An 11,579-nucleotide genomic window follows, 5' to 3' on the forward strand; every position below is an offset into this window, starting at 1 on the left:
TCAACCATACGGTCTTACGGGCCGCTGGTGTTTGATTGCCAAACAGCTCAATCCGACAGGGAATTCAAGCTGCTGATTTAACCTTCCTGAGCTTGCCGGCAACCCCGGCAAACCGATTTTCGAACTCTTCCACATCCTGCCACGTTGAGGCCCAGCCGAGGCTGAGCCTTATCGCGCCGCTCGCCAGCTCGGCGGGAACCTGCATGGCGGCGAGCACATGCGAGGATTTCAACTTGCCGGACGAACACGCCGACCCGGAGGATGCGGCAATGCCGTCAAGATCGAGCGCCATCAGGAGCGTTTCCGCAGGGACGCCCGGAACGGCGAAATTGAGCGTGTTGGGCAAACGATCCGCATCGCGACCAAAAACCACCATATCCGGTGCGCCATGCCGCACGGCCACTTCGAGCCCGTCGCGCAAATCCTTCAGACACGCGGCTTCCACGGCCCAACCGGTCGCATCTTGCGCCGCCTGGCCAAAGCCCGCGATCGCCGCGACATTCTCGGTCCCGGCGCGAAAGCCCCGCTCCTGTCCCCCGCCCTTGAGTAGCGGATCGGCGATGTGGAGACGATCCGAACCGAGGACCAAGGCGCCGGCCCCTTTCGGGCCGCCAAATTTATGGGCCGACAGCAACAGCATGTCAGCGCCAAGCTCGTCCATGTCCAATCTGACCTTACCCGCCGCCTGCACCGCATCGCAGATCAGCACGCTGCCGCGCGCATGCACCTTATCGGCAATGGCGCGGATCGGTTGCAGGACGCCGGTCTCATTATTGGCGGCCTGCACGGCGACGGTGCAGCGCTCCCCAGCCGCGAGCGCATGGTCCAAAGCATGCAGATCGATCACGCCGGACGACGTTACCGGCAGCAGCGTAACTTGATCGGAGGCGAAACGATAGCCGCTCAGCACGCATGGGTGTTCCGTGGCCGAAACCAGCAACCGCGCAAACGGACGGCGCTCGTCGGCGACATGAACATGCGGCGTCAGGGCCAGATTGGCAGCTTCGGTTCCACCCGAGGTGAAGATGACATTCTTCGCCTTGGCGCCGGTGAGCGCAGCCACATTCCGGCGCGCCTCTTCGATCAAGGCGCGGGCGGCACGGCCTTCCGAATGAATGGACGACGCGTTGCCGACCAGATCGAATGCGGCCAGCATCGCCGCGCGCACCGATAGGCGCAGCGGCGTGGTCGCATTATTATCCAGATAGAGCCGGCTCGCAGCCATGCGTCAATCGTCCCGAATTCGCGTCCAGGCCCACAAGATGCTTGCCTTTTACGCGGTGAAATGTGTTAGAAGCCTCTCCAGCCCGCAGACTGGGCGGGCGTTACGCTCGCGGTGCGGAGGAGATTTTTCCAGTTTAGAATTCTTCTAACCTGTTAGAATTATTCTAAGTGTATTTTGGGCCGGTGCCGACCTCGCGTCAAGGGTCGCGCCGTGATTTGCGATCGAATTGGAGTGACGATGCCTGAAGTGATCTTTACTGGCCCTGCGGGACGCCTTGAGGGCCGTTTCCACCCTGCCAAGCAGCGCGGCGCTCCGTTGGCGATCATTCTGCACCCGCATCCGCAATTCGGCGGGACGATGAACAACCAGATCGTCTACAATATGTATTACGCCTTCGCCGAGCGCGGCTTCTCGGTGCTGCGCTTCAATTTCCGCGGCGTCGGCCGCAGCCAGGGTGCGTTCGACCATGGCGCCGGCGAATTGTCGGATGCCGCGGCTGCCCTCGACTGGGCCCAGGCAATCAACCCCGAGGCGCGCGCCTGCTGGATCGCCGGCGTGTCTTTCGGCTCGTGGATCGGCATGCAATTGCTGATGCGCCGCCCCGAGATCGAAGGCTTCATCTCGATTGCGCCGCCGGCCAATCGGTTCGATTTCTCGTTCCTCGCCCCCTGCCCGTCCTCGGGCTTGTTCGTCCATGGCGATCAGGATCGCGTCGCGCCGATCAAGGAAGTGATGGGCCTGATCGAGAAGCTGAAGACCCAGAAGGGCATCGTGATCGAACACGCGGTCATCCCCGGCGCCAACCATTTCTTCGAGAACAGCGTCGACGAGCTGATCGGCGAGGTCGGCGCCTATCTCGACAAGCGCCTCGGCCAACCGGCCAAGATCGCGGTGGCGACCAAGCGCAGCATCGCGCGGAACTAAACGGTGGCGACGCAAGGCACGCCGCATCGTCTACCTATATTCTGAGGGCTGAACACATAACCGTCGCGTTGCAACCCCTTGGCCAGGGTGCGGCGCTGCATGCTCTTTTAGCTCGCTTTATATTTATATAAATTATATAAAAATAATAGACTTTATAAAATCCCCTGCTACGCTCCTCAGGCTGCCGATCCGCTCGGCGAACACATGGAGACAGGCGCGATGACCGATTCTTCCTCCCACAGCTTTCAAATCCACCGCTTGACCGCCCGCGTCGGCGCGGAAATCCGCGGCATTCGCCTGGCCGGCGACCTGCCCGACGCGCACATCTCTGCGATCCAAGCCGCGTTGCTGCGGCATAAGGTGATTTTCTTCCGCGGCCAGCAGCATTTGACCGACGCCGAGCAGGAACGGTTTGGCGCCCGCTTCGGCGAGTTGGTCCCCCATCCGACCCAGAATGCGCGGACGGGCACGGCCGGCATTCTGGAGCTCGATTCCTCCAAGGGGGGCGGTCGGGCGGATGCCTGGCACACGGACGTGACCTTCGTCGAGGCCTACCCAAAAATTTCGATCCTGCGCGGCGTCGTCATTCCCCAATTCGGCGGCGACACGATCTGGGCGAACACGGTCGCCGCCTACGAGGGATTGTCCCCCGCTCTGAAGGCGGCCGCCGAACAGCTTTGGGCGGTCCACAGTAACGCCCATGACTATGCTGCCCGGCGTCCCAATGCGAGCGAGGAAGACAAACGCCATCACGACGAGGTGTTCACGTCGACCGTCTATGAAACCGAACATCCGGTTGTTCGCGTCCACCCCGAAACGGGCGAGCGCTCACTTGTGCTTGGCTCCTTCGCGCAAGGCTTCGTCGGCCATTCGCGCAACGATGCGGAGCTTTTGTTCCAACTGCTGCAATCGCATATAACGCGGCCGGAAAATGTCGTGCGCTGGCACTGGCAAGAGGGCGATGTGGCGATCTGGGACAATCGCGCGACGCAACATTACGCCGTCAACGATTACGGCCAAGCCAAACGCGTCGTGCGCCGCACCACCTTGGCCGGCGACATACCGGTGAGTGTCGACGGCCGCCGCAGCGTCAACCGCAAGACGATTGTGCGCAACCCGCAGGCGCGCGCAGCTTAAAAGTCAAGCCTTACCGGACTTGCGCGTGCGCGGATAGATCGTCTCGCCGCGCGCGAGCATGGCGACATAATCGGCGATCTTCCGTACGCGCGTTTCCGGCTTCTTGGCATTGTGAATGCGGTACAGAATGGCGTAGCGGTTGCGGCTGTCGAGTTCGCGAAACAATTGCAGCGCAGCGGTATTCACATCGAGCGCTGTTTGTAAATCGTCTGGCACGCTGGCGGTGCTCCATGAGTCATAGGCGTTCTCCCAACGTCCATCCTGCTGCGCAGCCTGGATCTCGCGCAGGCCCGCCGGCTGCATACGGCCGGCCGCGATCAGCTCCAGCGCCCGCGCGCGGTTGATCGCCGACCATTTGCTCTTAGCTATGCGCGGCGTGAAACGGACCAGCCAATAATGCGCGTCGAATTTATCGAGCTGCCCGTCGATCCAACCATGACAGAGGGCGCCGTCGATCGCTTCCTGTTTGGCGATGGTCGGAATTGGCGCACCTTTTTTCGCGAATTTCAGCCAAAGCCCGTTGCAGTCACGCGGCTGCGCGGCGAGCCATGCTTCCCACGCGGCGGCGGTCGCAAAAGACAGAATGGGAAGACCGGCCTTCAAGCAGGGGTCCTGCTTAGGCCCGGCAGCGTACTTGCCTGTTGTCACGTCTGATCCTCTTATCTGCATGTGATGAGGAGAAGAATCCGTTCGAAAACTTGCCTTCTCGCGGACTTCCTCCTAAACCTCAGCGCCTTGCAGAGGTTTGAAAAAATGTCCGAGTTTACGCCGAAATCCGATTTCCTCCAGACGCTGTCCGCGCGCGGCTTCATCCATCAATGTTCCGACCTCGCGGGACTGGATGAGAAGGCGCGTTCGGGGGATCTCGTTGCTTATATCGGCTTCGATTGCACAGCGAAGTCATTGCACATCGGTTCGCTCGTGCAGATCATGCTGCTCTACTGGCTGCAAAAAACCGGCGGCAAGCCGATCCCGCTGATGGGCGGCGGCACGACCCGTGTCGGCGACCCCTCCGGCAAGGACGAGACCCGCAAATTGCTCTCGATCGAGGACATCGAGAGCAACAAGGAGGGCATCCGCCAGGTCTTCTCGAAATTCCTGACCTTCGGCGCCGGCAAACATGGTGCCGTGATGCCGGACAACGCCGAATGGCTCACGGCGCTCAACTGGATCGAAATGCTGCGCGATATCGGCCGCCATTTCTCGGTCAACCGCATGCTCGCCATGGATTCGGTCAAGCTGCGGCTCGAGCGCGACCAGGAAATGAGCTTCATCGAATTCAACTACATGATCCTGCAGGCCTATGATTTCGTCGAGCTGAACCGTCGCTACGGCTGCACCCTGCAGATGGGCGGCTCCGATCAATGGGGCAATATCGTCAACGGCATCGATCTTGGCCGCCGCATGGGCACGCCGCAGCTCTATGCGCTGACCACGCCCCTCTTGACCACCGCCTCAGGTGCCAAAATGGGCAAGACCGCGGCGGGCGCAGTCTGGCTGAATGCCGATATGCTGCCGGTCTATGATTACTGGCAATATTGGCGCAACGCGGAGGATGCCGACGTCGGCCGCTTCCTGAAACTCTTCACCACCTTGCCGCTCGACGAGATCGCCCGTCTCGCCGCGCTCGGCGGCTCCGAAATCAACGACGCCAAGAAAATCCTCGCGACCGAAGCGACGGCTTTGGTACATGGTCGTGCGGCGGCGGAACAAGCGGCGGAAACCGCCCGCAAGACGTTTGAAGAAGGGGTGACGACTGCCAGCCTGCCCACCGTCGATGTGCCGCGCGCTGAATTCGAGCCCGGACTCGGCGTGCTCGGCGCCTTCGTGCTGGCCGGCCTCGTCGCCTCCAACGGCGAAGCGCGCCGACAAGTCAAAAGCGGCGGCCTGCGCGTCAACGATCAACCGGTCACGGACGAGCGCGCGGAGTTGCACGCGTCCGACCTCTCGGCGGACGGGTTCGTCAAACTGTCGCTCGGTAAGAAGAAGCATGTGTTGCTGCGGCCGGTGTAACGCATGGCAGACGCTCATCCGCGCGCGATGACACCGCGGCCCTGATCGTTAGACTTGTCGCGCAACAGGCGAGGCAAGGATGAGCAAAACCATCATTATCACGGGCGGCGGCCGCGGCATCGGCCGCGCCTGCGCAGTGCTGGCGGCGAAACGCGGCTGGTCCGTGGCTTTCAACTACCGCAGCAACAAGCCGGCGGCGGATGCGCTCGTCGCGGAGATCGAGGCGCTCGGCGGGAAAGCAATCGGCATTCAGGGCGATGTCTCGAACGAGGCCGAGACGCAGGCGCTTTTTGCCGTCGCGCGTGCAGCCTTCGGCGCCATCGATGGCGTCATCATCAATGCCGGCATCGTCGCACCGGGCGCGCAGGTCGCCGACATGAGCTTCGAGCGGCTGCAGACCATGATCAATATCAATGTGCTTGGCGCGCTCCTGACGGCACGCGAGGCCGCGCGTGCCCTCTCCACCAAACGCAACGGCAAAGGCGGCGCGATCGTCGTCATGTCTTCCGCGGCCGCGCGGCTCGGCTCACCAGGCGAATATGTCGATTACGCCGCCACAAAAGGGGCGATGGACACGATGACCATCGGTCTCGCCAAGGAACTCGGTCCCGAAGGCGTGCGTGTGAACGCGATCCGGCCGGGGCTGATCGACACCGAGATTCATGCGAGCGGCGGCCAGCCCGACCGCGCTTTCGCGCTGGGCCCAACGGTGCCGCTCGGGCGGCCTGGCCAGGCGGAGGAAGTCGCGGCGGCCGCAATTTGGCTGCTGAGCGACGACGCGAGCTATGTGACCGGAGCCGTGCTCGACGTCACCGGCGGCAGATAGGCAAGAGCTGATTATTGCTCCGGAATTTCCCCCGGCGGCGCGATCGAACTCGTGGTGCCCGAGCCGTCGACCACGCCGAAAATCTTGCGCAGGAAGCCCGGCGCGATGGCGGAGAGCGGATTGAACGACAGCACCGGCGCGTTCGCCGAACCGCTGACCGTGTAGTTCACGCCGAACAGACCTTCATGCGAGCTGCCGCCCAGAATCATACCGACCACGGGCACTTTCGCGAACATGTTGTTGACCGCATAGGCGGGCACGAACGTGCCGCCTAGATTCACCTTGTTCTGGGCAAAATCGACATAGCCGTCCACGGTCGCACCGATCTGCGGCCCCCACATCACGCCGTCGCGCAAATCGATCCGCCCATTGGCGCGCGAAATATTCACGTTCAATTTCGTAAACGGCACCAATGAGGCATTGATCTTCGGCGCTTGATTGAGGTTTTGCTCGTCCCCCGCGCCGGTGACGCCTTCGCTCACCAAGCGGCGCATCGCCGGTTCGTCGCGCAGATTGAAATCCTTGATCAGGACCGACCCATCGAACCGCGCATCGCTCATGCGCAATTCCACATCGAGATGGCCGCCCTCCATATGGCGATAATAGTCGAGGAAGGAGAGCAGCGAGCCGGCGTCCTCGCTTGTGATCGAGAGGACGGGGACGGCCTCACCCTTCGCAATCCGCGCGTAAAGAGTGTCGCGGCCGAACTTGCCTTTCAGTTGCAGATCGCGAATGACGGCAGACTGCAGCGACGCCTTCATTTCGGCATTCGACAGAACTTGCGAATTATATCCGGTCAGCAAGGTCGTCTTCAGATCGATATCGATGGGCCGGCCCGTCTGGTCCGACCGCGGCTTATTGCCGTAATTGGTCAGGCTTTGCAGAAACGGCCGCACATCGAGGGCATTGCCGCGCGCGGTGATCTTCAGCGTATCACCGCCGGCAATATCGAGCTTCATGTCATCGCCCGGCGACAGTCGCGCCTGCGTGAATTTCGCACCGATCAGGCCGCCGTCGTTCGTCAGTTCCGCCGAACCGCGGAACGAGGCCGTACCGACGTCGAAGACGATCTGGTCGAGCAACACATGATCGCCCTTTTGCGAGACAACCGCGCTGGCCTTGGCGGCACGATTGGCCGGCTTCACCAGACCTGGAATCGGATTGTCGATATTGGTGCGCGACAAATCGAGATCGACTTGCGCCTTTTGGTCGGCGGTCTTGCCGCCCACCTGCGCCGACATCTTGACGCCAATCGGCCCGCTCACGCCTGAACCGAGCGTGAAGCCGCGCTTTGCCCGCGCGGCGTCGTCCAAGACGAAAGCAAACACGGCATCGCCGGCGCCATTCAGCGGCCGGTGCAGATCGATGCCGGCCGGCACGCCGAAGAGCTTGCCGTCGCCTTCCGCCGCAATGCCGCTCTGGTCGAGACTGACGGCAAGCGTTGCCGCTTCGAGCTTTTCGTCGCCGAGCAACTTGTCGACCGACAGATTCGTCAACGTCGCCGTGGCCCGCGGCGTCAGCTGCTCTTCGCCAGGCGGCGTGCCCAATTTGAAATCGAGCACGAGGTGGCCGTCGACTTGCCCCTTGACCGCCGCCGGGTCGAAATTCAGGTTGGCGAAATTCTTCACCGTATCGCGCATCAGAAGGTCGGCGAGCGAATCGGCGCTGCCCGTCACATGGGCGGTCACGGTGGCCGGCGGGTGCGGCTTCACGCCGCCGTCCGGCACGAAGAACGTGCCGTCAAGCACCGACAATTTGCGCCCCTGCCCCAGATCCATGAGGCCCTTGGACGCGTCGAAAGTCGCGGTATGGCCGGTGAGCTTGCCGACGCCGTTGAGCCCGGTGAGCGGCGGCAAGCCGCGGGCAGCGATGATCGTCGCATCGCTCAAGGTGAAATCCATGTGGAACGCATCGTCCGGCGGCGGATGGTCCGACCGGACCAGCGCGACCGCTTTCTCGTCATAATCGAGCTGCATGGAACCATGCTCGAGCCTGCCGTCGAGCACGTTGATCAGGAACCAATCGCGGACTTTCGGCACGACCATCGCTGGCCAAAGGCGCACAACCACCTTTGCCGGCATGGTGCCGAGATTCATGCCGAACCGCATCTTGACGCCAAGATTCGTCACCTGCACGTCGCCTGCGACCGCCACCGAGACCTCCGGCCCGCTGGCGATGAAACGGTTGATGGTCAAGCGCAAATCCTGCGGCAAGAACGAGCCGGTGAACTCGAGCTTCGAGACTGCGATCGGCTTTTCACCCGGCCGCTCGGCCGAGATCGTCGCATCTCGGCTCTCGACCGCAAAGCTCCAAGGCGCGGTGCCGTTCTGGGGCGGCTGGACGAAGCCGGTCAGGATAAAATCGGTGCCGTTGGCAAGGAACCGCGCCTGGTCGAGATCGATCCGTTCCTGCTCCTTATTCCAATGAAGCCGTCCGGAAAATCGGTCTACAAGGACCGGTTCGAAATCCGGGTCGTTCACAAGAAAATAGCCCGAGCCGAGAGAATAGTCCCCATCGGCACTGGCGAGCGAACCGTCCTTGGCCAGGCGCAGGTGCATTTTGGCGGCGATAGGCATGTCGAAATCGATGCCGATCTGGCCGAGGCCGGCCGCTAGCCTAATGTCGTCGAGCGACAGATTTTGCGTCGCGATATCGAGCGCTTTTTCATCGCCAGACTTGGTCTGCATGTCGATATCAAACGACCAGCGGCCATTGGCGCCATCCGCGGCAACCGACAAGGCCGTCGAGCCGGAATACGCGCGGTCGAAGGCGATATCGACGGCATTGAAGGTCGCGGTGCGGTTCGCGATGCGATCGTCGATGACGAGACGCGAATCGCTCACACCCAGACGCTTCAACGTGCCAAGCGGGCCGTTCGGGTCGGATGCAGCGGCGAATATCGCGGCCAATTGGTTGGCGATCTGCTTCGTCGAGAGAAGATTGGTCGCGCCGGCCGGCGCCGGGACCGAGCCATCTGCCAGCGAGGCCGGCTGCTGGCCGAGCAATTGGTTGAGCGGCGCCGCATCGGCCGGATCGGCGCCCGCCGCCACCGCCATCGTGTGATCGGGCAGAAGAACGAGATGCAGATCCACGCCTTCAAGGTCGATCCGCTTCAGCACCACCTTGCCGATCAGCAAAGGCAGAGGATCGACGGCGAACGCCGCTTTCGGCGCGGAGACGATGTGATGGCCGGCGGCATCTCGCAGCGACAAGCCGGCAATCGTCAATTCGGGGCCGTGTTCGCTGTCTTCGATCTGCGTGCTGCCGATGGCGACCTGATAGTTGCTGCCCAACCGCTCGGCGATCGATTGCTGCAATTTTTCGCCGATGAGATCGATCCTGATCGGCCCTTGCGACAAACGCCAGAAGAAGGAGCCGACGAAAAGCGTGGCGATCAGCAAGATCGTAATGGCGCCGCTGCCGCTCCATATGCAGCAGCGGGCAAAGAAACCGCATCTGGCAAAAAAGGGCCCCGGCCGCCCGCCACCCTGCTGCTGCGGCCTTTCCGGCGCCTCACAAGTTTGTCCGATACGATCGCTCAAAAGCCGAAACGTCCTGTAATTACTTTGCAGTCGCACGCCCTGCGGAGCCGTCCTCCTATGAGTCGTGCCGACTATAAGGATTTATGCGCAAACAAGCCATTCAACACATGTTCATAAAGAGTGGCGATTTCGCATCGCCCAACCGGCGCTCTATCATGCGAAACATGATACCTCTGCCGCGACAATAAGACGAAAGGAAGGCACATGCCGCATTCATTAACGGCCGGCGATCCGGCCCCCGCTTTTTCTTTGCCCGACGAGGCCGGCGGCAGCCGTTCGCTCGCCGATTTTGCCGGCAAGAAGCTCGTTTTGTATTTCTATCCGCAGGACAACACGCCGACCTGCACCCAGGAGGCGATAGATTTCAACCGGCTGAAGGGCGCCTTCCAAAAGGCCGAAACGGAGATCGTCGGGATCTCGCCGGATCCGCTCAAATCACATAGCAAATTCAAGACCAAACACGCGCTCGACCTCACCCTGCTCTCGGACGAACAGCGCGCGGTTCTGGAGGCTTACGGCGTCTGGAAAGAGAAGGTGATGTTCGGCAACCGATATATGGGCGTCGAGCGCACCACCTTCTTGATCGACGCGCAGGGTAAGATCGCGCAGGTCTGGAACAAGGTCCGGATCAAGGGTCACGCCGAGGCGGTGTTGCAGGCAGCCGAGGCGCTGGGGTAGGCCCTGCGCCGGCGGCGCAGGGATGGGTGAGGGTGCCGGAAAGCTCGCGCCGTCCTACTCCACATCCTCAACCTCGACCTTGCGGCCGGTGAGGCGCTGGGCCAGCGAGGCCTCCATGAAGGCGTCGAGATCGCCGTCCAGCACGTCGCCTGGCGTGCCGGAGGTGACGCCTGTGCGAAGGTCCTTCACCATCTGGTAGGGCTGCAGCACGTAGGAGCGGATCTGATGGCCCCAGCCGATGTCGGTCTTGGAGGCCGCGTCGGCATTGGCCTTCTCTTCGCGCTTCTTGAGCTCCATTTCGTAGATGCGCGCGCGCAGCATCGCCCAGGCCTGGGCGCGGTTCTTGTGCTGGGACCGCTCCTGCTGGCACGCGACGACGATGCCGGTCGGAATATGGGTGATGCGCACCGCCGATTCGGTCTTATTCACGTGCTGGCCGCCGGCGCCCGACGCGCGGTAGACGTCGATACGGCAATCGGATTCGTTGATGTCCACGTCGATCTTGTCGTCGACGACCGGATAGACCCAGACCGAGGCAAAACTCGTATGGCGCCGGGCGTTGGAATCGAAGGGCGAAATCCGCACCAGCCGATGCACGCCGCTCTCGGTCTTCAGCCAGCCATAGGCGTTTTCGCCCTTGAGCAGAATGGTCGCCGATTTGATGCCGGCCTCGTCGCCATCGGTCTCCTCGACCACTTCGACCTTGAATTTGCGGCGCTCGCCCCAGCGCGAATACATGCGGTACAGCATGCGCGCCCAGTCGCAGCTCTCGGTGCCGCCGGCGCCCGAATGCACTTCGAGATAGGCATCGTTACCATCGGCCTCGCCCGACAGCATGGCCTGGATCTGCAGAGCCTCGCTGTCCTTGCGCAGCCGGCGCAGGGTCGTCAGCCCTTCCTCCTCGAAATCGGCATCGCCCTCGGCCTCCCCGAGTTCAACGAGCCCGATGCCCTCTTCGAGATTGTGCTCGAGCTGTTGCAAGCCCATGAGCCGCGATTCCAGCTCATTACGCTCGCGCATCAGCTTTTGCGCAGCGTCCGGATCGTTCCAGAATGCGGGGTCCTCGGCCTTGGCGGTTAGTTCGGCGAGACGCCTGGTCGCTGAGTCGACGTCAAAGATGCCTCCTCAGCAGTCCCACCGACTGCTTGATGTCGTCGACGAGCGACTGGGCTTCTGCACGCATGGTTTATTGCACCTAATCCATATTGGGGGAAAATCGAGCGGCAGTCCTAAA

The 11,579-nt window shown here is 62.1% G+C and carries 9 protein-coding genes; 5 read left to right on the forward strand and 4 right to left on the reverse strand.

The features are described from left to right. Window positions 1–64: 64 nt before the first annotated feature. Window positions 65–1,225 carry a cysteine desulfurase family protein gene (locus tag V9T28_RS11345; protein ID WP_116399059.1) on the reverse strand — a complete coding sequence of 387 codons (1,161 nt, stop codon included), beginning with the start codon at window positions 1,223–1,225 and terminating at the stop codon, window positions 65–67. Between the two features lie 237 nt (window positions 1,226–1,462). On the opposite strand from V9T28_RS11345, the gene V9T28_RS11350 reads away from it, so the two are divergent. Beyond that, window positions 1,463–2,149 carry an alpha/beta hydrolase gene (locus tag V9T28_RS11350; protein WP_116399060.1) on the forward strand — a complete coding sequence of 229 codons (687 nt, stop codon included), beginning with the start codon at window positions 1,463–1,465 and terminating at the stop codon, window positions 2,147–2,149. 219 nt (window positions 2,150–2,368) lie between these two features. Continuing rightward, a complete protein-coding gene (locus V9T28_RS11355) occupies window positions 2,369–3,286 on the forward strand; it encodes a TauD/TfdA dioxygenase family protein (protein ID WP_245423874.1) in 918 nt (305 codons plus the stop codon). Window positions 3,287–3,289: 3 nt separating this feature from the next. On the opposite strand, the gene V9T28_RS11360 is transcribed toward V9T28_RS11355, so the two are convergent. Next, window positions 3,290–3,934 (reverse strand): YdeI/OmpD-associated family protein, encoded by a 645-nt coding sequence (locus V9T28_RS11360; RefSeq protein ID WP_245423877.1) that lies wholly within the window; start codon window positions 3,932–3,934, stop codon window positions 3,290–3,292. A 105-nt stretch (window positions 3,935–4,039) separates the two neighbouring features. Here V9T28_RS11360 and tyrS point away from each other — a divergent pair, with 105 nt between their 5' ends. Both tyrS and V9T28_RS11370 read left to right on the forward strand, forming a co-directional pair. Beyond that, on the forward strand, window positions 4,040–5,299 hold the full coding sequence (gene tyrS / locus V9T28_RS11365; protein ID WP_116399063.1) for a tyrosine--tRNA ligase: 1,260 nt from the start codon (window positions 4,040–4,042) through the stop codon (window positions 5,297–5,299). Window positions 5,300–5,378: 79 nt separating this feature from the next. Next, entirely contained in the window at window positions 5,379–6,125 is a 747-nt protein-coding gene (locus V9T28_RS11370) for an SDR family oxidoreductase (protein WP_116399064.1), read from the forward strand. Between the two features lie 11 nt (window positions 6,126–6,136). Here the strand turns inward: V9T28_RS11370 and V9T28_RS11375 are convergent, their stop codons facing one another. Further along, the gene (locus V9T28_RS11375) at window positions 6,137–9,667 is read right to left on the reverse strand and encodes a YhdP family protein (RefSeq protein ID WP_147306380.1); all 3,531 of its coding nucleotides are present in this window, start codon (window positions 9,665–9,667) and stop codon (window positions 6,137–6,139) included. A 204-nt stretch (window positions 9,668–9,871) separates the two neighbouring features. On the opposite strand from V9T28_RS11375, the gene bcp reads away from it, so the two are divergent. Further along, complete coding sequence (bcp, locus tag V9T28_RS11380; RefSeq protein WP_116399066.1) at window positions 9,872–10,345, forward strand: thioredoxin-dependent thiol peroxidase; 474 nt, start codon at window positions 9,872–9,874, stop codon at window positions 10,343–10,345. A 54-nt stretch (window positions 10,346–10,399) separates the two neighbouring features. Here bcp and prfB read toward each other — a convergent pair. After that, window positions 10,400–11,528 (reverse strand): peptide chain release factor 2 gene (prfB, locus tag V9T28_RS11385; protein ID WP_116399067.1). Its coding sequence is split into 2 segments (ribosomal slippage): window positions 10,400–11,458 and window positions 11,460–11,528, totalling 1,128 coding nucleotides; the frame shifts between segments, so codons are not numbered across the junction. Between the last annotated feature and the right edge of the window lie 51 nt (window positions 11,529–11,579).

This window comes from Methylovirgula sp. 4M-Z18, assembly GCF_037890675.1.
Lineage (GTDB): Bacteria > Pseudomonadota > Alphaproteobacteria > Rhizobiales > Beijerinckiaceae > 4M-Z18.